Genomic DNA, 22,615 nt, shown 5'->3' on the forward strand with positions numbered 1-22,615 from the left:
ATTTTAAGAGGAGGTAGTAATGAGAATATGATTAACTATATTATTAAAAGGTTATTTGCTTTAATTCCAATTTTAATTGGAGTAGCAGTTATTGTTTTTTTAATTGTGCATTTAATTCCTGGAGATCCAGCTCAAACTATGTTAGGTGAAAGAGCAACTGATCAAGCCTTAGAAAGACTAAGAGAACAGATGGGTTTAAATGATCCATTACCAGTCCAGTTTGGTAGTTATGTAAAGGATTTATTAAGAGGAGATTTAGGTCGCTCAATTATGAGTAATAATCCTGTCAGTAATGAATTAAGCAAAAGATTTCCCGCCACTTTAGAGTTATCATTTTTTGCAATCATGTTTGCAGTTGGGATTGGAGTTCCAGCAGGTATTTTTGCTGCTGTAAATCAAAACTCTTGGTTTGATAACTTAAGTATGTTAATAGCTCTAATGGGAGTTTCAATGCCGATTTTTTGGCTTGGTTTAATGTTTATTTGGCTTTTTGCAGTTGAATTAGGTTGGTTTCCACCTTCATCAAGAATTGGGATCGGTTTAGATTTTAGTCCAATTACTAATTTATATGTTCTTGATAGTATTTTGCAGTTGAATTTTTCTGCTTTAAAAGATGTCTTACATCACCTTGTTTTGCCTGCTGTTGCTTTAGGTACTATTCCAATGGCAATAATTGCAAGGATGACAAGATCTTCAATGTTAGAAGTTTTAAGGAAAGATTTTATTAGGACTGCCTATGCTAAAGGCTTAAAAAGAAAAGTTGTTATTTTTAAGCATACTTTAAAAAATGCAATGGTACCAATTATTACTGTAGTTGGTTTACAGTTTGGAGTTCTACTTGGAGGAGCAGTAATGACTGAAACTATTTTTTCTTGGCCTGGCCTAGGTAAATACCTTGTTGATGCTATTTATGCTAGAGATTTTCCAATTGTACAGGGAGGTATTTTATTTTTTGCCGGAGTTTTTGTCATAGTTAACCTTTTAGTTGATTTATCATATGCATTATTTGACCCAAGAATTCAGTATGAGTAGGGAGGATTAAAGTAGATGTCAAATAAAAATGAAAAATTTATGAAAAAAAATACTAATCCTTGGCTAGAAGCCTGGAGAAGATTATTACAGAGTAAAATAGGTATAGCTGGATTAGGAATTATTATATTTTTAATAATCGTTGCAATTTTAGCGCCGAAGTTAGCACCTTATGATCCTTTAAAAACAAATATTTTAGCTAGGTATCAGGCACCTTCATCAAGCCATTTATTAGGAACTGATGGAATGGGAAGAGATATTTTAAGTCGAATAATTTATGGTTCTAGAATTTCAATTCAAGTTGGTTTAGTTTCTGTCGGGCTTGCTTTATTTTTTGGGGTTAGTTTTGGACTTTTAGCAGGTTATTATGGTGGTAAACTAGATATGTTAATTATGAGATTTATGGATATTATGCTTGCTTTTCCAAGTATTTTATTGGCAATAGGTATTGTTGCAATTTTAGGTCCTCAGTTAAAAAATGCTATGTTAGCAATTGGAATTATAAATGTACCTCGTTTTGCCAGAATAGTTCGTTCATCAGTAATATCAATTAAAGAAAGTGAATATATAAGTGCTGCTAGAGCTCTTGGTGCTGGTGATTTAAGGATAATTTTCAAACATTTATTACCAAATGCTATGGCCCCATTGATTGTTCAAACAACTTTAAGTATAGCTACTGCTATTTTGGAAGCAGCTGCTTTAAGCTTTTTAGGACTTGGAGCTCAACCACCATCACCTGAATGGGGTGCCATGTTGAGTGATGCTCGAAGTTCATTACAAAAAGCACCCTGGGTAGCTACTTTCCCTGGTTTAGCAATAATCTTTGGTGTTTTAGGTTTCAATTTACTTGGAGATGGGCTCAGAGATGCTTTAGATCCTAAAATGAAAAATGTCTAATTTATAAAGTAAGGTGATAAAAATTATTGATCCAATTTTAGTTAGTTTTTATTCTATTGAAATAAGGTGGTATGGTTTTTTAATAGTTTTAGCTTTAGTTATTTCACTTTTTATTTTAAATTATCTTTTAAAAAAAGAAGAAAATTTAGATCTTGATTTTTTTCTAGATTTTTTTATATTAGCTTTGCCGATTGGTATTTTAGCTGCTCGGCTATATTATGTACTTTTTAATTTAAATTATTATTTAAAAGAGCCAGCTAAAATTTTAGCAATTAATGAAGGTGGACTAGCTATACATGGAGGACTACTTGCTGGCATAGTAGTCCTTTATGTTTTTAGTCTAAAAAAAGAAAATAATTTTCTCTTAACTTTAGATTATTTAGCTCCTTTAACAGCTTTTTCTCAAGCTATAGGTCGCTGGGGTAATTTTATTAATCAAGAAGCATATGGGAAGATAGTAAAACAAAATTATTATTCTTTTCTACCTAAATTTATTAAAAAACAGATGTATATTAATGGTTCTTATCGAGAAGCTACTTTTTTGTATGAATCAATAGCTGATTTTTTGCTTTTTGTTTTTTTATTGTTTTATTTAAGATCTAAAAATAAAAAAAGAGGAGAAGTTTTTGCTTTTTATTTAATTTTTTATTCTCTGGCTAGATTTTTTATAGAAGAACAGAGAGTTGATAGTTTATTAATTTATGAATTTCAGTTAGCAAAATTAATTAGTCTGGTTTTAATTTTGATTGGTTTATCTTTACTTTTTTATATTAATAAGTTTAATCAGTCTTAAAATACTTAAATTGACAGTTAAAACTTTATGTGCTACACTAAATTTAATAATTATTAAATACATTAATTAAGAATATATATAGACGAAAGGTGATATTATGACACGTAAATATTTACTTAGCTCAGAGTCGGTAACAGAAGGTCACCCTGATAAGGTTGCTGATCAAATTTCAGATGCTGTTTTGGATGCTATTCTGGCCGAAGATCCAGAAGCGAGAGTTGCCTGTGAAACAATGGTTACTACAGGTTTGATTTTAATAGCAGGTGAGATCACAACTTCGTGTTATGTTGATTTAAAACAAATTGCTAGAGAAACAGTTACAGAAATCGGTTATACAAGAGCTAAATATGGTTTTGATGGAGAAACATGTGCTGTTTTAACAGCTATTGATGAACAGTCTGGAGACATTGCTCTGGGTGTTGACCATGCTTTAGAAGAAAAAGCAGGTGAATCTAATTCTGACTTAGGTGCTGGTGATCAGGGGCTAATGTTTGGTTATGCAACTAATGAAACTGAAGAATTAATGCCTTTGCCAATTATGCTTTCTCATAAATTAGCTCGTAAATTAGCTGAAGTTAGAAAAAATGGTCCTTTAAAATATTTACGTCCTGATGGCAAAACTCAGGTTGTTGTAGCTTATGAAGATGATCAACCTGTATATGTTGATAAAATATTAATTTCAAGCCAACACCATCCTCAAATTAGTCAAGAACAAATTAAAGAAGATATAATTAAATATGTAATAAATGAAGTTATTAGTTCTGACTTATTAAGATCAGACACCGAAATCTTGGTTAATCCAACTGGTAGATTTGTAATTGGGGGGCCAAATGGTGATACAGGTTTAACAGGTAGAAAAATCATAGTTGATACATATGGAGGCTCAGCTCATCATGGAGGAGGAGCTTTTTCTGGTAAAGATCCAACTAAAGTTGATCGTTCAGCTTCTTATGCTGCTCGCTATATTGCTAAAAATATTGTAGCAGCAGAAATTGCAGCTAGATGTGAAGTTCAAATTTCTTATGCAATAGGGGTTGCCAAACCTTTATCAGTAATGGTTGATACTTTTGGTACTGCACAAATTTCTGAAAATAAATTAGAAAAAATAATTAAAGAAGAGTTTGATTTAAGGCCGGCTAAAATTATTGAAAATCTGGAATTGAGAAATCCAATTTATAAGCAAGTAGCTGCTTATGGTCATTTTGGTCGTCATGACCTTCAATTGCCTTGGGAAAAGATAGATCGAGTCTCTAGTTTGAAAAAAAGATCTGGTTTAGAATAAAATTTTTAAATAAGATAATGAAGCTGCCGAAGGTTTTTTTACCTTCGGCTTTTGACATTTAACTAAATAATATAGATTAAGAAATAGTTTAATTATTATTTTTAAGAAAGGAAAACTATGGATAAGGTAATAAAAGTAGTAGTTGATCTTCCACTTCGTAAGTTAAATAAAGAATTTGATTACTTACTACCAGATAAATTAAAGTCAAAAATTAAAATTGGTCAAATTGTTAAAGTTCCATTTGGGCGCCGTAAAATTGCTGCTTTTGTAACTAAAATAAATGTTAAATCGGATTTAGAAAAATCAAAGTTAAAAAAAGTTGATTCTTTATTATATAAAGAAAGTTTTTTTGATCAAAAACTTTTAGAACTTTTTTATTGGACTGCCTCTTATTATCATGCTTATTTAGCTCAAGTAATTAAATCAGCTTTACCTGCTGGAATTACAGCTAAGAAAATTAAAAAGAAAAAAATAGAATATTTAAAAGTTAATTCTGAAATTAGTAATTTTAAAAAAGAATTATCTAAATTAAATCAAAAAGCACCTAAACAATTTTTGATTTTGAAATATTTATTAGAAAACAAAAAAAAACAAAATAAATTAAAAAAAGTTTTAAAATATGCTTCTACTTCTCGTCAAACTGTTTACCGTTTAATAGAAAAAAAATTAGCAGTTTTATATACTGATACTAAGAGTAGACAACCTAAGCTTGATTCTAAATTAGAAACTAAAAAAACAGTTAAATTTAATTTAAAAGCCTCAGAATCTAAATTAATAAATAAAATAGCTAATAATTTTTATCAAAAAAATAGTTATTTATTAAGAACTAGTAGTAATAATAAAAAAAGATTTATCTTTGTTTTAAAATTGATTGAAAAACTTTTGCAAAAAGATAAAAATGTCATTCTTTTGATACCAGAAATTGAAAAAGATTATGTTTTTTTAGAACAGTTAAATGATTATTTTGAAGATCAAATTGCTTTTTTACACAGTAAACTTTCAAAAGGAGAAGTTTTTGATCAATGGCAGTTAATTAAAACTCATAAAGTCAAATTGGCAGTTGGAGCTAGATCAGCTATTTTTGCCCCCTTCGCTAAAGTTGATGCTGTAATTATTATGGAAGAAAATAATGAAAATTATAAAGGGCAAGAACATCCTTTGTATCAAGCTAGGCAAGTTGCTGCTAAACGTTTACAAAGTTCTAACTCAACTTTGATATTGGAATCTCCTTTTCCTTCACTTGAAAGTAAAAATCATGCTGATTTAGGTGAATATCAAGAGTTGAGAATAGATTCAGTAGTTGATAAAAGAAAACAGAAAGTGATTGATTTAAAAAATGAAGTAGAAAAAGGAAACTTAGGCAACTTAAGTCAAGAATTAAAAAAAGAAATTGAAAAAAATTTAAAGCAAAAAAATAAGATGATTTTATTTTTAAATAGAAGAGGTACTGCAAATTATATAATTTGTAGAAAATGTGGTCATGTTATTAAATGTCAACATTGTGATATTTCTTTAAGTTATCATCAAAAACAAAACAAATTAAGTTGTCATTATTGTGGCTTAGAAAAAAAGTTACCTCAAACTTGTCCTGACTGTGGAAGTTCTTTTATTGCTCAAGCTGGTTTAGGTACTCAAAAAATAATTGATGAATTAAAAGAGCTCTATTCAGATTATGCTATTATTAGAGTTGATGGTGATTTAAAAGAAAGTGAATTAAAAAAGAGACTTAATGATTTTAAAAATAATAAAATTGATATTTTAGTAGGAACTTCTATTATTTTAAAAAATCAATTTTATAATCAACTTAAATTTTTAGCAGTTATTTCTGCAGATACTACTTTAAATAACTCTAATTTTAGAGCAGCAGAAAATAATTTTTTTCTTATTAATCAGTTAAAAAGTATGCTTGTTAATTCTGAAGCTAGCACTTTTTTAGTCCAAAGTTATGAACCTGAACATTATAGTTTAAAAGCTGCTTTGACTTCTAAAAAGGAATTATTCTATAAACAAGAAAAACAAATTAGAAAGCATAGGAATTATCCACCCTTTTGTCGGCTTTTAAACATTATAATTAGTTCTCAATCGGAAAAAAAGGCAGAAAATATAAGCAAAAAATTATCTCTTTTTTTAGAACAATATCAAAATAAATTTTTAGAAAAGTTAGGAGCTGCACCTGCTGTTTTAAGTAAAATAAGGAAAAAATATCGCTGGCAAATAATTTTAAAATTTGATTCAATGCGTAATCGGGAATATATAATCCAGTTAATTGAAAAAAAATTTGTTGAAGCTAATAATGAACAAAGAGTAGAAATTCGTATTGATGTAGATCCCTATCAAATGTTATAATATAATTTAGGAGGTAGATAAAATGGCTCTTTTAAAAGTAAGAGAAATTGGAGATCCAGTTTTAAGAACTAAGGCTAAAGAAATAGATGAGGTTAATAAAAAAACTAATGAATTAATAGATAATATGTTTGAAACAATGTATGCTGAAGATGGTGTAGGATTAGCAGCACCTCAAATTGGGATGTTAAAAAGAATTGCTGTTGTTGATATCAGAGAAGGAAATAAAGTTATTTTAATTAATCCAGAAATTATAGAAAAAGAAGGCAAGGCAATTATGGAAGAAGGATGTTTGAGTATTCCTGGTGAAACTGGTGATGTGATTCGAGCAGAAAAAATTAAAGTTAAAAGCTTAAATAGAAAGGGCAAAGAAGTTACTTTTCTAGCAGAAGGATTTGAAGCAAGGGCAATTCAGCATGAAATTGATCATTTAGATGGTATTTTATTTGTCGATAAAATTATAAAAATTGCGGAGTGATTTTATGAAAATAATATTTATGGGAACTCCTGAATTTGCAGTTCCTGCTTTAGTTGAATTAGAAAATGATGAAGAAATTGAGATTAAGGCTGTAGTTACTCAGCCTGATCGTAAAAGTGGTAGAGGCCAAAAAATTAATTATTCTGATATTAAAGAAAAAGCTTTAGCTTTAGATTTAGAAATTTTACAAAGTGAAAATGTAAATCAAAAAGATTTTTTAGAAAAATTAAAAGAAATAGAACCAGATTTTATAGTAGTTGTGGCTTTTGGTCAAAAATTAAGTCCTGAATTATTAGCAATACCTAAGTTTGGTTGTATTAATCTCCATGCTTCTTTATTACCTAAATATAGAGGTTCTAGTCCAATCCATAAGGCAATAATAGATGGCAAAAGTAAAACTGGTAATACAACAATGTATATGGCTGAAGGTTGGGATGATGGAGATATAATTTATCAACAAGAGATTGAAATAAAAAGAGATGATACAGTCGGTGATTTACATGATAAAATGGCTAAAAAAGGGGCGAATTTGCTGCTTAAAACTCTAAAAGATATAAAAACAGCTGAGGCACCTAAAATTAGTCAAAATGATTCTGAAGCAACTTTTGCTTATAAAATAGATAAATCTTTAGGTAGCATTGATTGGAATCAAAAAGCTGAAAATATTTATAATTTAATTCGAGGTGTCAATCCTTGGCCTGGAGCTTATAGTGTTTTAAATGGTGAAAAAATTAAAATTTGGGAAAGTAAAATAAGTGATTATCCAGATACAAATTTAAAACCTGGTACAATTATTAAAGCAAATCAAAAAGATGGTATTTTAGTTCAGACAGCTTCTGGTGTAATTTCTATTGAAAAATTACAGCTCCCAGGAGGGAAAAAAATAGACTATTATTCATTCTTAAATGGCCATCAATTACCAGAAAAAGAAAAGTTTGACAAGGCCTAATGAGAATTAATTTATCAAGGAGGTAGACATATGTTTCCATTTTTCTTTGATCCAACGATGATTGTAATCCTTCCCGCTTTATTGATTGCAGTTTATGCTCAATATAAAGTAAAAAATACTTTTAAAAAATATAATCAAATTAATTTAAATTCAAATTTAACTGGTGCTGAAGCAGCTAGAAAAATTTTGTTAAGTAATAATTTAAGCAATATAGAGATTCGTCAAACTGATGGTAAATTAAGTGATCATTATGATCCTGAGAAAAAAACACTTAATTTGTCAGCAGATGTTTATCATAATAATTCAGTGGCAGCAGTTGGTGTGGCAGCACATGAAGTAGGTCATGCTATTCAAGATAAAGAAAATTATAAACCGTTATCATTAAGAGCTTCTTTAGTGCCTGCTGCTAATATTGGTTCTAGTTTGGGTTTGCCCTTAGCAATTTTTGGCTTTTTTATTAGAGCTGATTTTTTAATTATGACTGGTTTTGTTCTTTTTTCCGCTGCTTTTTTATTCCATTTAGTAACTTTACCAGTTGAATTTAATGCAAGTAATAGGGCCATTAGTAATTTGAAAAATAGTAATTTATTAAATCAAGAAGAACTTAAAGGGGTAAAAAAAGTTTTAAAAGCTGCAGCATTTACTTATGTAGCTACAACTTTAGTTGCTTTAGCAAATATGCTGAGAATTTTACTCTTAGCTGGTTTAGGTGATGATTAATTGAAAAATTTACGCTCAGAAATTTTAAAAGCACTACTTAGAGTTGAAAAAGGAAGTTATTCAAATTTATTATTAAATTCTAAATTAAAGCTAATTGAGGATAAGAGAGATAAAAATTTGTTTACTGAAATTTATTATGGAGTAATTAGAAATAAGTTATATTTAGATTATATAATAAATCAATTTTCCAAAACCTCTTTGCTTAAAATGGATAGTGAAGTTTTAATGGGACTTAGGATAGGAGTTTACCAACTATTTTTTCTGGATAAAGTTCCCGCAAGAGCTGCTATTTATGAAAGTGTAGAGGCTGTAAAAATTATTTTGCCTGCTAGCCAAAAAGGAGCTATATCTTTTACTAATGGAGTTTTAAGAAATATTAATCGCAAGCGTAATTCGATTAAGCTTCCAGCTAAAAATAAGGATCCTGAAAAACACTTATCAATTAAGTATTCATATCCAATGTGGTTAGTTAAACGCTTTATTAAACAATATGGTTTTAATAAAAGTGAAAAAATATTAAAAGCAGGTAATAAAAGAGCTGAGGTTATTTATCGTCATAATTCACTCAAAATGACCAAAGCTCAATTTATAGAATTGCTAGATGCTGCTGATTTAGAATATGAGTCAACATTTTTAGAATCTTTTTATAAACTAAAAAAAGTAAATAATCCAGCTCAAACTAAAGTTTTTAAAAGAGGAGGAGCCTATATTCAAGGTACATCTGCAGGCTTAGCTTCTTTATTATTAGATCCTTCCGAAAATATGGAAGTTCTTGATTTAGCTGCTGCTCCTGGTGGTAAAACATCTCATTTAGCAGCTTTAATGAATAATACTGGTCAAATTAAAGCTTTAGATATTAGCCAAAGTCGTTTAGATTTGGTTCAAGAAAATTTACTAAGATTAGGTGTTAAAAATGTTAGCTTAAAAAAAGCTGATGCTAGTAAATATCAGGATAATAAAAAATATGATAGAATATTAGCTGATTTACCCTGTTCAGGTTTAGGACTTATAGCTTCTAAACCAGAGATTAAGTGGGATAAGAATGAGAATATAATAGAAAAAATGGCTAAATTACAATATAAAATTTTAAATAATAATCTAAACAAACTTAAAAGTGGAGGTCAATTATTATATTCCACTTGTACTTTAGCAAAAGAAGAAAACCAAGATTTAATTAAACGAATTTTAAAAGAAAATAAAGCCTATAAATTAATTGATCTAAGTAGTAGGTTAGAAAAAGCAAGTAGTTTAAATTTAGAAACTAAAGACAAATATTTAGAAATTTTACCTGGTGAAGTAGATTCAGAGGGATTTTTCTATGCATTAATACAAAAAGTGGAGAGTGATTAATTTTAAATGAAGGACTTAAAAGAATTAACTAGAAATGAATTAATAGAAGACTTGAAAAAGGCAGGATTTCCAGCTTATAGAGGAGAACAGGTTTTTAATTGGCTATACAAAAATGGTATATCTAAAACAGAAGAAATGAAAAACATACCTAAAAAAATGCGAAGTTATTTAGACAATAATTATAATTTAAACAATCTTAAAGAAAGCAAAAGAAGTGTTGCTGTTGATGGAACTGTAAAATATCTTTGGCAGCTAAATGATGGTGAAAATATAGAAGGGGTTTATCTTCCTTTTCCCGAATCAGGTAGACATAGTGCTTGTATTTCAACTCAGGTTGGTTGTGGTCTTGGTTGTTCATTTTGTGCAACTGGAATTGATGGTTTAAAAAGAAATTTAACTACTGGAGAAATAGTAGAGCAGGTACTTGAAATTCAAAAGGATATTAGTGGTTCCAATTTTGCTGAGCCAAGGTTAAGTAATCTTGTTTTTATGGGAATGGGAGAGCCACTTGCTAATTTTGATAATTTAATGCAAGCCGTTGAAATTCTAAATTCTAATCAAGGCTTAAACATTGGAATGAGAAAGATGACTATTTCTACAGCAGGACTTGTTCCAGAAATCAAAAAATTAGCTAAAGTTAATGATCAAATTGGATTAGCTATTTCTTTACATGCTCCTAATGATAGATTAAGAAATAAAATTATGCCTATTAATAAAAAATATAATATAAATCAGCTTTTAAAAACTGTAATTGATTATATTGAAAAAACAGGTAGACGAGTAACTTTTGAATATGTATTAATGGATAGTGTTAATGATAGTCCTGAATTATCAGTTCAACTTTCAGAATTATTAAGAGGTATAAATTGTCATGTCAATTTAATTCCTGCTAATCCAGTTCCAGAATTAGGAATTGAAAGACCAGTTCAAAAAGTTATTGATAGTTTTTATGATACTTTAGTTAATAATGGAATTCAAGTTAGTCTCCGTAAAGAAATGGGAAGTCAAATTGAGGCTGCTTGTGGCCAGTTAAAAAGAAAAGAAAAATAGATTTTAGTTTTATTTAAAGGAGGAAAAAAATGCGGTTTGCAGCTTTATCTGATAAAGGTAAAAAACGCAGCGTCAATGAAGATAATTTTTTTGTTAATGAAAAATTAAATTTTTTTATGGTTGCTGATGGTATGGGAGGTCATGCTGCAGGCGAAATAGCCAGTCAAATTGCTGCTGAAGTTTCTGCTTCTTTTAATTTTAGCTTAGTAGACCCTTTAGAGGATTTAAATAATTTAACCCAGCTGATAAATGAAGAAATAATCAAAAAAAGCAAAAAAAACATTGATTATCAAGGAATGGGTACAACTTTTGCCGCTGTACTAATTAAAGATAAAATGCTTTATTATACTAATTTAGGTGACAGCCGTATTTATATTTATAATCAAAAAAATAAAATTTTAAAAAAAATATCGCAAGATCATTCATTAGTTGCAGATTTATTGAGAAAAGGAAAAATAACTAAATCTGAGGCTTTTAATCATCCTCAAAAAAATATATTAACTCAAGCCCTTGGTTTAGAAGAAAAACTTGATTTAGATCAGGGTAAATTAAAACTTGAGGCTGATGATTATATACTATTATGTACAGATGGTCTTAGTGATATGCTTAAAGAGGAAAAGATAAGTTATATTTTTAATTATAATAAAGAGCTTAAAATTATTTCTGAAAAATTATTAGAAAAAGCTTTAAGTAATGGTGGTTTAGATAATATTACGATTTTGGTTGTTGATTGGAATGAATAATAAGTATTGGTTAAAGTTAATTGAGGTGAATTTATGCAAGCTAAGATTTTAAATGACCGTTATAAGATAATAGAGGAAATTGGTCGGGGAGGGATGGCTATTGTATACGCAGCAGAAGACACTCTTTTAGAAAGAAGAGTGGCTTTAAAGATGCTGCGCTCAGAGTACAAATCTGATGCTGAATTTACTCGTAAATTTAGACAAGAAGCCAGAGCTGTAGCTAAACTATCTCACCCAAATGTTGTAAGCATTTATGATATTGTAGTAGATGAAGAAAGAATTTATCTTGTAATGGAAATAGTTGAAGGTGAAAATCTAAAAGATTTAATAAAAAGAAGAACTAAACTTTCACCTGCTGAGGCATTAGAAATTGCCAAACAAATTGCTTCTGCTCTCTCAGTTGCTCATGCAAATCAGATTGTCCATTGTGATATTAAACCTCATAATATAATTTTAGATAAAGAACTTGAGGTTAAGGTAACGGATTTTGGGATTGCTAGAGCTGTTAATAATTCAACTATTCAAATGACTGAGACAGTTGTTGGAAGTGCACATTATTTTTCACCTGAACAAGCTAAGGGAGGAGAGATAAAGGCACATTCTGATATTTATTCATTAGGAGTAGTTCTGTATGAGATGACAACTGGTGAATTACCTTTTAGGGGAGAAAGTCCGATTTCTGTTGCTTTAAAACATATCCAACAGACACCTTTAGAGCCAAAAGAAATAAATAGAGAGTTAACAGAAGCAGTTAATGATTTAATTTTGAAGGCAATTGCCAAGGATCCAGCTGCTCGTTTTCAAAATGCTGTAGAAATGAGACATCAAATAACTTATTGCTTAAAAAATTTAAAAAATGATAAAAATAAAAAATTAAATAAAAATAAAAAAGATTTTAAGCCTGATGAGACTAAGGTAATGAATAAAAAAGATTTCCCTTTTTTAAAGAAAACAAAATCTAAAAATAAAAAAACAGATTCATTATCTGCCGGTAAAATAAATTCTGAATCAATAAAAAAAGCAAAAGCTGATTTATTAAATAATGAGTATCACAAGCAAACAAAAGCTAAATCAAAATTAAATAACAAAGAATCTTTAAAAGATGAAATTATAAAAGATAGTAAAAAAACAAAGCAAAATAAAAACAAATTTAAAAGACCTTTAATTATTACGGCTTCTATTTTATTGTTCTTTTTAGTTTCAATTGGAGCAGTAAATTTTTTGTTTAATCAATATACTAATGTACCTGTAGTTCAGGTTCCAGATATTGAAGGTAAGAGTTTAGCTGAAGCTAAAAAAATGGCAGCCGAAACAGGTTTGGATTTAGTTGAAAATAATGCTAGAGTTTTTAGTGAAGATTTTAAAGTAAATCAAATTATTAGTCAACAACCTAAAGCTGGGACTAGAATTAAACAAAGTCGTTCTTTAAAAATTACAGTAAGTAAAGGAGCGGAATTAATAAAAATACCAGATTTAATAGGTCAGTCACTAAGAAAAGCCTTAATTGAACTTAATAATTTAGCTTTAAATAGTGGTGATATCCAATATATATTTAGATTATCTGAAGAGCCTGGAACAGTAATAAATCAAATTCCAACAGCTGGAGCTGAGGTTGATAAAGGGAGTGAAGTTACTTTATTTGTAAGCAGAGGTGAAAGAAATATTTCTGTAAAAATGCCTGATTTATCAGGTCTTAGTCAAAAGCAAGCCTTTAATTTGATTAGAGAAAATGGCTTAAATATTGGTCAAGTTAAAGTGGAAAACTCTAATCGCTTTGCTGAAGGAAATGTTATTTCGCAAAGTGTCAAAGCAGGAGAATACTTACCTAAAGGAATAGCTGTTGATTTTGTAATTAGTAAAGGACTAGTGGCAGCAAAGCCAAAAAATTTGCATTCAAATAGAATTTCAATAAATGTTAATAGCACTAGCCAAAAAGAAGTTAAAATTGTGGTAGAAGATAAAAATGGTCAAGATAAAGTATATCAGGCAGTTCATCAACCTGGTGATAATATAGTTAGAGATATTCAGAGTCAGGGCCAAACAAAAATAAAAATTTATTTTGATGATCAATTAATAAAAACGGAAGAATTTGGGAGCTGATTTTTTTAATGGAAGGGATTTTAATTAAATCTATAGGAGGATTTTTTTTTGTAGCTGATCAAAAAGGAGAAGTATATCGCTGCCGAATAAGAGGTAAAATACAAGAAAAAATTTATCCTGGAGATCACGTTGAGTTTGATAAAGAAAATAAGATGTTAGAAGGTTATCATGCCAGAAATAACCTTTTACAAAGGCCTAAAGTAGCTAATATTGACCAGGTAGTTATTATGCATTCTGTAAAAAATCCTGATTTTGCACCTGCACTATTAGATAGATTTTTATTACTTGTAGAAAGTTCTGGTTTTGAGCCTCTAATTGTGATTAATAAAATTGATAAAGCAGATCCTGGTTTTAAAGAAAATTTTGTTGAATATCAAAAAGCAGGTTATAATTTAATTTTTATTAGTGTTAAAGAAGCTAAAAATTTAACTAAATTATTTGAGCAATTAAAAAATAAAATTAATGTCTTAACTGGTCCTTCAGGAGCTGGTAAATCATCATTTTTAAACCAAGTATTAGAAGATACTAATTTAAGAACTGCTGCAATTAGTAAGAAATTAAAAAAAGGTGTTCATACAACAAGGATGGTAGAACTTTTAGCTTTACCAAGTAATGGTTGGGTAGCAGATACTCCTGGTTTTTCTTCCATTAAAAAACTTAATTTAGAGATTGAAGCAGATAATTTATCTTGGTACTTTCCAGAAATCGCAAAATATAACAATTCATGTAAGTTTAATGGCTGTAGTCATTTACATGAACCTGGTTGTTTAGTTCAGCAAAAAGTAAAAGCTGGGGAAATTGCAGAAAGACGTTATCAAAGTTATCAACAAATATATAATGAATTAAAAGAAAAGGAGAGTCGATATTAATGAAAACTGAATTTGCCCCTTCATTATTAGCTGCTGATTTTAGTCAATTAAAAAAAGAACTGCAGCTAATAGAAAAAGCAGATTATTTACATTTAGACGTTATGGATGGTGTTTATGTACCTAATATTAGTTTTGGCTCAGGGATTATAAAAGCTATTAGAGAGCAAACAGAACTAAAATTTGACACTCACTTAATGATTACTAAACCTGAAAGATATATTAAAGATTTTGCTGAATCAGGATCTGATATTTTGACTGTTCATTTAGAAGCAACTGATCATATTCATCGAGTAATTCAAATGATCAAAAATGAAGGTCTGAAAGCAGGAGTTTCACTTAATCCAGCAACTTCTCTTAATACTTTAGAGTATATTTTACCTGAACTGGATCAGGTTTTGATTATGTCAGTTAATCCTGGTTTTGGAGGTCAATCTTATATTCCGCAAATGACAGCTAAAATATCTAAATTAAAAAAGATAATTGAAGAAAATAATTATCAGTGTAAAATAGAAGTAGATGGTGGGATTAAAGCTCATAATTTAGAAAAAATTGTTAAAGCAGGTGCTGATATTATAGTTGCTGGATCAGCTATTTTTGGAGCTGAAGACCCTGCTCAAGCATTAGCTGAAATGAGAGGTATAGCTTCTAATGTCTAAAAATGCTCTTTTGATTCTCAACGGTGAATTAAATTTAACTAAAAGAGAAATTGATTTATTGCTTGAGAAAAAAGAAATTGATAAGCTAATAGCTGTCGATGGAGGAGCAAATAGAATTAAAAAAATAAATATTTTACCTGATTTAGTAATTGGAGATCTTGATTCTTTAACTAAAAAAAACAGAAAATATTATCAAAGCCAAAAAATAGAAATAATTAAACATCCTGTTGAAAAAGATCAAACAGACAGTGAACTTGCTATTGATTACTGTTTAAATAATAATTTCCAAAAAATATATCTAACTGGAGCTTTAGGTGGAAGATTTGATCAACAATTAGCTAATTTAAACTTGTTAGAATATATAGTTGAGCTCGGTTTAGAAGCTAAAATAATTTCTTCTCATTTAGAAATTGCTTTAATTAAAGAACAGCAAAAATTTATTAATAAAAAAGGATATCGCCTTTCTTTAATAGCTCAGACTAAAATTGTGAAAGGTTTAACTATTACAGGCTGTAAATATGATTTAGACAATGAAGACCTTAAACGCTCTCAAACAAGAGGAATTAGTAATTTAATTAAAGCAGATAAAGCAGAAGTTAAATTAGAAAATGGATTATTAATTTATACTTTAGAAAAACAAAATTAGTTCTTTCTTAAGGGGGAAGAGTTTTGGATATTTATCAAAAAGCTTTAAAATTACATAAAGAAAAACAGGGTAAATTAGAAATGAAGTCAAAAGTTAAGGTCCGAAATAAAAGCGAACTTAGTTTAGCTTATTCACCTGGAGTTGCTGAGCCTTGTAGAGAAATTAAAAAAGACAAGGAAAATAGATATCAATATACTGCTTATGGAAATCAGGTAGCAGTTGTTTCTTCCGGAACTGCAGTTTTAGGTTTGGGAGATATTGGACCTGAAGCTGCTTTGCCAGTCATGGAGGGTAAAGCTGTTTTATTTAAAGAATTTGCTAATGTAGATGCATTTCCGCTTTGTGTGGGAACTAAATCTGTTGAGCAAATTGTGGATTTTGTTAAACTTTTGGAGCCAACTTTTGCTGGGATTAATTTAGAAGATATTGCAGCTCCCAAGTGTTTTGAAATTGAGTCTCGTTTAAAAAAAGAAACTAAGATGGCTATTTTTCATGATGATCAGCATGGAACAGCAATAGTTGTTTTGGCAGCTGTAATTAATGCTTTAAAGCTTGTTAATAAAAAGTTAGCAGATATAAAAATTGTGGTTAATGGAGCAGGAGCTGCTGCTACAGCAGTTTCTAATTTATTACTAGATGCTGGAGCTCAAAATTTAATTATTAATGATAAGATAGGAATTTTAAATAATAATAATCTTAATCAATATGATCCTTTAAGACAAAAATTAATAAAAAGAACTAATCCAAATAATATAAATGGTCATTTAGAAGAAGCAATTCAAGGAGCAGATTTATTTATTGGTTTATCAGTTGCCAATATATTAAAAAAAGAAATGGTTAAAAAAATGAATTCTCAACCATTGATTTTTGCAATGGCTAATCCAGACCCTGAAATTAAACCTGAAATTGCTTTAAAAGCAGGGGCAGCAGTTATTGCAACTGGTAGGTCTGATTATCCTAATCAGATTAATAATGTTTTAGCTTTTCCTGGGATTTTTAGAGGTACACTTGATGTTCGAGCTTCTAAAATTAGTGAGGAAATGAAAATAGCAGCAGCAGAAGCCATAGCTGATTTGGTTGAAGAAGATTTAGCTGCTGAATATATTATACCAGATCCTTTTGATCAAAGAGTTGTTCCAGCTGTAGCCTTTGCAGTTGCTAAAAGTGCTTTAAAAAATAAATTAGCTCAAATAGAGCTTAGTGATCAAGAATTAAAAACTAAAATTAAAAAAAGATTAAAAAATAATTAAATACGCCAAAAAGTACTAAAGGGAGCAAAGCATATATAATATATGCCTTGCTCCCTTTTATTATCTAAACCTTAATTAGTAAGCTCTTTCGACCTTACCTGATTTAAGACATTGAGTACACACCTTAATTCTTTTTGGTGATCCGTCAACAATTGCTTTAACTTTTTTTAGATTTGGACGCTGAGTTCTTTTAGTAGAACTAGTAATGTTGCGTCCAACTCCTCCTTTTTTCTTAGCTTTACCACGTCTTTGTATGCTATTGGCTTTATTTCCACCTTTACCGCAAATTTCGCAGACTCTGGACATAGAAAAACACCTCCTTTCACTAAGTCTTATTTTCTTAACTTCAGACTTAGTATTTTTAAAACGAGTACGGCACACTAAAGTTTAGATTAATAATTAAAAACTTTAATACTTGTACATCGATAGCGCACCATATATTTAAAAATTTCAGATATTAGGGTGCCTTAACGCTTTCAATAAAAACTTTGTCAGATTATATTTTAACATAGATAAACGGTCTTTAGCAAGTTTAATAAAGTAATTTTAATAAAAATATAAAATTTAATATGCAGGAATGTATTAATTTATCTTGAAATAAATAATAAATGAGAGATTAATTTAGTTGCTTAGATTTAATTCTTGCATAGACTGTTTATATGAGATAAAATAATTATGTATGAAAAGAGGTGTTAAGAATGGAGAAAGAATTAAAAAATGAATTAGGAAAGATTATAATTGATGAAGAGGTAATAGCTAAAATAGCTGGTATTGCTGTTATGGAATGCTATGGCCTTGTTGGTATGTCTTCTAGAAGTGTGCAGGATGGCTTAGCAGATCTTTTAGGTTGGGATAATATTAGTAAGGGTGTTGGGGTTGAGATTAGTGAAGATAAAGTTCAGCTAGATCTAAATATCATAGTTGAATATGGAACTAATATTCATGAAGTAGCTCATAATGTAATGGAAAGAGTTCGCTATACCCTTGAAAAAAATGTTGGAATTGAAATTATAACTATAGATGTTAATGTAAGGGGAGTGAGGGTTGGCGATGCCAATTAATAAAGGTGAGAAAATGAAATCAATTAATGCAGAACAATTTAAAAATATGATGTCTACATCTTTATACTGGCTTAAAGAACAAAAATCATTTATTGATTCTTTAAATGTTTTTCCAGTTCCAGATGGTGATACAGGAACAAATATGTATTTAACTTTTCAAGAAGCAGTTTCTAATTTAGAAGCTAATAATTCAAATAGTGTTTCAAAATTAGCAGCAGCCTTGTCTAAAGGGGCTTTAATGGGAGCCAGGGGTAATTCGGGTGTTATTTTATCTCAGCTAATTAGAGGCTTTGCTCAGGCTTTAAAAGAAAAGAAAACAATGAATAGTAAAGATTTTGCTCTAGCTTTAGAAAAAGCATCTGAAGTAGCTTATCATGGTGTTTTAAAACCAGTTGAAGGAACAATCTTGACAGTTTCTCGTCAAGCTGCTGAAGAAGCTATTAAAGAAGCAGAATCAACTCAGGATATATTAGAACTTTTGCAGATAACTATTGCAGCAGCAGCAGATTCTTTAGCTAAAACTCCAGAACTTTTAGATGCTTTAAAAGAAGCAGAAGTAGTAGATGCTGGGGGCCAAGGCTATTTAACGATTCTTAAAGGTATGCTTAAAGGTTTAAAAGGAGAAAAAATTGAATATCAGGCTGCTAAAACAGAAAAAAAGAGTGCTCAGAAATCAAAATTAGCAGAAAATATTAAATTTACTTATTGTACTCAAATGTTAATTAAAATTAATACACGTAAATTTAAACTTGATAGATTAATTGAAAAAATTAGAAAAGATATGCAAAGTTATGGAGACTCAATTATGGTAGTTGGTAGTGATGAGATAATTAAACTGCATATTCACACTAATCACCCTGGGGTACTCTTAGAATATGGTTTAAAAAAAGGTCAAGTTTTTGATATCAAGATTGATAATATGCGTAAACAAAACCAAGAAAAAGTTGAGCGCGAAAATATGCAAGAATTTGATCATTCTCAGTTTCATAACAAGGACAATAATTTAGATGCAAGTCTTGATTCTGAAACTGAAGTTAGTAAAAAAGATCAAAATCAAGCAGAAAAAATAGAAATAGATAAAAAAATAGCTATTATCTCAGTTGCTAATGGCAATGGAATTGTTAATATTTTAACTGAATTAGGTGTAGATTATATTATTGAAGGGGGTCAGTCAATGAACCCTTCAACAAATGATTTTTTAGAAGTTGTTAAAAAAATGAATTCAGATAAAATAATTATTTTACCAAACAATAAAAATATTATTTCTGCAGCTAAACAAGTTTCAGATTTAACTGATAAAAATATTGAAATTATTGAAACTAAATCTATTCCACAAGCAGTGGCTGCTCTAATGAGTTTTAATGATCAGTTAGAATTAGATGACTTAAAAGCTAAAATGGAAGCTGAGATTAAACATGTTAAAACATTAGAAATTACACAGGCTGTAAAAAACTCTAAAGTTAATGGCTTAGAAATTACTGAAGGTCATTATTTAGGCTTAAGCGATGGAAAAATTATAGTAAGTGAGCAGGATAAAGAAAAAACAGTTATTGAATTATTAAATGAAGTAGCTGAAGCTGAAGAATTAGTTACCATTTATTATGGTGAGGGTATAACTGAGGCTGAAACTAGACAAATTAAAACAATTATGGAAGAAAAATTTGATTTTGATGAAATTGAAATCTATGCTGGAGACCAGCCTTTATATCCATTTATTATTTCTCTAGAATAAAAATTTATTTTTAAAATAGAGGAGCATTATTAAGAGTATGAAATCAAAACTTGCAGATGAAGTTCAATTTGTTAAAGGTGTTGGGCCCAAATGGGCCGAGCGCCTTTCCCAATTAGATATAAAAACTGTCAGAGATTTGTTATATTATTTCCCCAGAGAATATGAAGATAGAAGTCAGTTAAGTCAGATTAAATATACCAAAATAGGAGAAAAGGCGAATTTTAAAGTTGAAGTCTTAAAAATAAATTATCAAAAAATAAGACCTAATTTAGATTTGCTAAAGGTAAGTTTTTCTGATGGTAGTGATGTTGTAAATGGTATTTGGTATAATCAAGCTTATTTAAGAAATCAATTTAAAGAAGGAGATCAGTATTTAATTACTGGCAAAATAAGTGAAAAAAACTGGAGAAAATATAAAAGAAAAGAAATAAATAATCCAGTTTATGAAAAAATAGGCTCTGAAGCTTCTGTCTTAAATACTGGCCGAATTGTTCCTATTTATCCTTTAACAGAAGGGCTTAGCCAAAGAAGGTTAAGAAAGGTTATAGCAAATGTTATTAAAAATTATGGATCTTTGCTTAAAGATCAACTACCTAGAAATTTATTAGAAAAATATCAATTTCCAGATTTAAAAACTGCTATCTTAGGAATGCATTTTCCTAAAAATCAAAAACATAAAAATCTATCTAGACAGAGATTAGCTTTTGAAGAGTTTTTTCATTTGCAATTATATGCTCTAGAAGAAAAGAAAAAGAAAACTAAGTTTAAGGGTATAAAACATGAATTTAAACAATCGGTAAATGATAAATTATTGAGTCAATTAAATTTTGAGTTGACTGCTGCCCAAAAACGAGTTTTGAATGAAATTGAAGCTGATATGGGATCAGAAAAAACAATGGCTAGACTCTTACAAGGAGATGTAGGATCAGGTAAAACTATAGTTGCTGCTTTAGCATTATTACAAACTTTAGCTAATGGTTGTCAAGGGATATTTATGGCTCCAACTGAGATCTTAGCTGAACAACACTTTTTGAACTTTCAAGAGCTCTTAAAAGATTTTGACTATAAAGTTGAAATATTGACTGGAAGTGTTAAACAAGCTGCTAGAAAAGAAATTGAGGCCGAAATTAAAACTGGAGAAATAGATTTGATTATTGGAACTCATGCTCTTTTTCAAAAGGCTTTAACTTATCAGAACCCTGGTTTAGTAGTTATTGATGAACAACATCGATTTGGAGTTGAACAGCGCCATAGTTTAAAAGAAAAAGGGGATAGCCCAGATTTATTAATTATGACTGCTACTCCAATACCAAGATCGATGGCAATGTTAATTTATGGTGATTTAGATCTTTCTGTTATTGATCAAATGCCTCCAGGTAGAAAAAAAATAGCTACTTTTTGGAGGAGAGAAAATAGAAGAAAAAAAATTTATTCTTTTTTAGAAGAAAAAATAAACAAAGGTAGACAGGCTTATATTGTTTGCCCTCTAATTGAAGAATCAGAAGAAATGCCTGAGCTTTTAGCAGCTGAAGAATTATATAATAATTTAAAGACAGGTTTTTTTAAAAATAATAAACTTGCTTTAATTCATAGTTCAGTTCCTGCTTTAGAAAAAAAAGAAATAATGGAAAAATTTAGAGCTGGTAAAATTGATATTTTAATAGCTACAACTGTAATTGAAGTTGGAGTAGATGTGAGTAATGCAAGTATTATGATTATAGAGAATGCTGAACGTTTTGGCTTAGCTCAATTACATCAGTTGAGAGGAAGAGTTGGTAGAGGTAGTTATCAATCTTATTGTATTTTGATTTCTAATCCGAGAGGTGAAGATGCAACTAGACGTTTAGAAATTATGTGCAAAAGTAATAATGGATTTTTAATTGCAGAAGAAGACTTGAAAATGCGGGGTCCAGGAGAATTTTTTGGAACAAAACAGCATGGAATAGATGATTTAAAAGTTGCTAGTTTAACAGCTGATCAAGAATTATTAGCAAAAGCACGCACTGAAGCTCAAGCAATAGTTGAATTAAATAATTGGCAGAAAAAATATAATCAATTAGCTAATATTATTGCTCAAATAGAATTAAAAATATAGTTTGAAGGAGGGATTATTGATGAGAATTATTGCTGGTAAAGCTGGTGGCTTAAAATTAAAAAGTCTCAAAGGTAGAGATGTAAGACCAACTTTAGATCGTGTTAAAGAATCTATGTTTAATATAATTGCTTTTTATTTACCAGAAGCTGAAGTTTTAGATTTATTTTCTGGTTTTGGTAACTTAGGAATTGAAGCCTTAAGTAGAAGAGCAAAAAAGGCTGATTTTGTTGAATTAAAACAAGCTCATCTAAATATTATAGAAGAAAACTTAAATAAAGCTAAATTATTAGAAAAAGCAGACCTTTATCAACAAGATGTTTATTCCTATTTGAAAAACTCGAATAAAAAGTATGACTTAATTTTTATGGATCCACCTTATCAAAAAAAGATGACTGCTGAAGCAATTGAATTAATTATAAAAAATAATTTACTCAAAGATAAGGGGTTAATTATAAGTGAAAAATCAGCTTCTGAAAAAACAAATGAGTTTGCAGAATTGGATATTATAAAAAATAAAATTTATGGTAATTCATTATTAACAATTTATCAACTAAATTAAAAAATAAGGGGTA

At 29.3% G+C, this 22,615-nt stretch carries 21 protein-coding genes; 20 read left to right on the forward strand and 1 reads right to left on the reverse strand.

All coding sequences use genetic code 11. The annotated features are described in order from the left end of the window. The first annotated feature begins 27 nt into the window (after positions 1-27). From HPRAE_RS03805 to HPRAE_RS03880, 16 genes are all read left to right on the forward strand, one after another. Complete coding sequence (locus HPRAE_RS03805) at positions 28-1,032, forward strand: ABC transporter permease (RefSeq protein WP_014552929.1); 1,005 nt, start codon at positions 28-30, stop codon at positions 1,030-1,032. Between the two features lie 15 nt (positions 1,033-1,047). Next, the gene (nikC, locus tag HPRAE_RS03810) at positions 1,048-1,926 is read left to right on the forward strand and encodes a nickel transporter permease (RefSeq protein WP_014552930.1); all 879 of its coding nucleotides are present in this window, start codon (positions 1,048-1,050) and stop codon (positions 1,924-1,926) included. Between the two features lie 13 nt (positions 1,927-1,939). After that, positions 1,940-2,719, forward strand: coding sequence for a prolipoprotein diacylglyceryl transferase (gene lgt, locus HPRAE_RS03815; protein WP_014552931.1), 780 nt, complete (start codon positions 1,940-1,942; stop codon positions 2,717-2,719). Positions 2,720-2,816: 97 nt separating this feature from the next. Next, positions 2,817-4,001, forward strand: a complete 1,185-nt coding sequence (gene metK / locus HPRAE_RS03820) for a methionine adenosyltransferase (protein WP_014552932.1) — start codon at positions 2,817-2,819, stop codon at positions 3,999-4,001. Between the two features lie 117 nt (positions 4,002-4,118). Next, positions 4,119-6,347 carry a replication restart helicase PriA gene (gene priA / locus HPRAE_RS03825; protein WP_014552933.1) on the forward strand — a complete coding sequence of 743 codons (2,229 nt, stop codon included), beginning with the start codon at positions 4,119-4,121 and terminating at the stop codon, positions 6,345-6,347. A gap of 22 nt (positions 6,348-6,369) precedes the next feature. Then, positions 6,370-6,822 (forward strand): peptide deformylase, encoded by a 453-nt coding sequence (gene def / locus HPRAE_RS03830; RefSeq protein ID WP_014552934.1) that lies wholly within the window; start codon positions 6,370-6,372, stop codon positions 6,820-6,822. Positions 6,823-6,826: 4 nt separating this feature from the next. Beyond that, positions 6,827-7,771, forward strand: coding sequence for a methionyl-tRNA formyltransferase (fmt, locus tag HPRAE_RS03835; RefSeq protein ID WP_014552935.1), 945 nt, complete (start codon positions 6,827-6,829; stop codon positions 7,769-7,771). A 30-nt stretch (positions 7,772-7,801) separates the two neighbouring features. Next, on the forward strand, positions 7,802-8,491 hold the full coding sequence (locus HPRAE_RS03840; protein ID WP_014552936.1) for a zinc metallopeptidase: 690 nt from the start codon (positions 7,802-7,804) through the stop codon (positions 8,489-8,491). Next, positions 8,492-9,841 (forward strand): 16S rRNA (cytosine(967)-C(5))-methyltransferase RsmB, encoded by a 1,350-nt coding sequence (rsmB, locus tag HPRAE_RS03845; RefSeq protein WP_014552937.1) that lies wholly within the window; start codon positions 8,492-8,494, stop codon positions 9,839-9,841. Between the two features lie 6 nt (positions 9,842-9,847). Beyond that, a complete protein-coding gene (rlmN, locus tag HPRAE_RS03850; protein ID WP_014552938.1) occupies positions 9,848-10,891 on the forward strand; it encodes a dual-specificity RNA methyltransferase RlmN in 1,044 nt (347 codons plus the stop codon). A 29-nt stretch (positions 10,892-10,920) separates the two neighbouring features. Then, entirely contained in the window at positions 10,921-11,634 is a 714-nt protein-coding gene (locus tag HPRAE_RS03855; RefSeq protein WP_014552939.1) for a Stp1/IreP family PP2C-type Ser/Thr phosphatase, read from the forward strand. A 33-nt stretch (positions 11,635-11,667) separates the two neighbouring features. Further along, on the forward strand, positions 11,668-13,734 hold the full coding sequence (gene pknB, locus HPRAE_RS03860) for a Stk1 family PASTA domain-containing Ser/Thr kinase (RefSeq protein ID WP_014552940.1): 2,067 nt from the start codon (positions 11,668-11,670) through the stop codon (positions 13,732-13,734). A gap of 8 nt (positions 13,735-13,742) precedes the next feature. Then, the gene (rsgA, locus tag HPRAE_RS03865) at positions 13,743-14,603 is read left to right on the forward strand and encodes a ribosome small subunit-dependent GTPase A (RefSeq protein ID WP_014552941.1); all 861 of its coding nucleotides are present in this window, start codon (positions 13,743-13,745) and stop codon (positions 14,601-14,603) included. After that, positions 14,603-15,259: a ribulose-phosphate 3-epimerase gene (gene rpe / locus HPRAE_RS03870; protein WP_014552942.1), complete on the forward strand. Its 657-nt coding sequence runs from the start codon at positions 14,603-14,605 to the stop codon at positions 15,257-15,259. Before rsgA ends, rpe begins: the two co-directional genes overlap by 1 nt. Further along, positions 15,252-15,905 carry a thiamine diphosphokinase gene (locus HPRAE_RS03875; protein WP_014552943.1) on the forward strand — a complete coding sequence of 218 codons (654 nt, stop codon included), beginning with the start codon at positions 15,252-15,254 and terminating at the stop codon, positions 15,903-15,905. Before rpe ends, HPRAE_RS03875 begins: the two co-directional genes overlap by 8 nt. Before the next feature lie 23 nt (positions 15,906-15,928). Further along, on the forward strand, positions 15,929-17,155 hold the full coding sequence (locus HPRAE_RS03880; protein WP_014552944.1) for an NAD(P)-dependent malic enzyme: 1,227 nt from the start codon (positions 15,929-15,931) through the stop codon (positions 17,153-17,155). A 75-nt stretch (positions 17,156-17,230) separates the two neighbouring features. On the opposite strand, the gene rpmB is transcribed toward HPRAE_RS03880, so the two are convergent. After that, positions 17,231-17,461: a 50S ribosomal protein L28 gene (gene rpmB, locus HPRAE_RS03885; RefSeq protein ID WP_014552945.1), complete on the reverse strand. Its 231-nt coding sequence runs from the start codon at positions 17,459-17,461 to the stop codon at positions 17,231-17,233. A gap of 392 nt (positions 17,462-17,853) precedes the next feature. Here rpmB and HPRAE_RS03890 point away from each other — a divergent pair, with 392 nt between their 5' ends. Genes HPRAE_RS03890 through rsmD form a run of 4 tightly spaced genes read left to right on the forward strand, consistent with a single transcriptional unit; the run spans position 17,854 to position 22,602 of the window. Further along, a complete protein-coding gene (locus HPRAE_RS03890; RefSeq protein WP_014552946.1) occupies positions 17,854-18,216 on the forward strand; it encodes an Asp23/Gls24 family envelope stress response protein in 363 nt (120 codons plus the stop codon). Next, on the forward strand, positions 18,206-19,948 hold the full coding sequence (locus HPRAE_RS03895; RefSeq protein ID WP_014552947.1) for a DAK2 domain-containing protein: 1,743 nt from the start codon (positions 18,206-18,208) through the stop codon (positions 19,946-19,948). The genes HPRAE_RS03890 and HPRAE_RS03895 overlap by 11 nt, the downstream gene beginning before the upstream one ends. A 37-nt stretch (positions 19,949-19,985) precedes the next feature. After that, on the forward strand, positions 19,986-22,043 hold the full coding sequence (gene recG, locus HPRAE_RS03900; RefSeq protein ID WP_014552948.1) for an ATP-dependent DNA helicase RecG: 2,058 nt from the start codon (positions 19,986-19,988) through the stop codon (positions 22,041-22,043). 19 nt (positions 22,044-22,062) lie between these two features. Continuing rightward, complete coding sequence (gene rsmD / locus HPRAE_RS03905; protein ID WP_014552949.1) at positions 22,063-22,602, forward strand: 16S rRNA (guanine(966)-N(2))-methyltransferase RsmD; 540 nt, start codon at positions 22,063-22,065, stop codon at positions 22,600-22,602. Positions 22,603-22,615 lie beyond the last annotated feature (13 nt).

Source organism: Halanaerobium praevalens DSM 2228, from assembly GCF_000165465.1.
Taxonomy (GTDB): Bacteria; Bacillota; Halanaerobiia; order Halanaerobiales; family Halanaerobiaceae; genus Halanaerobium; species Halanaerobium praevalens.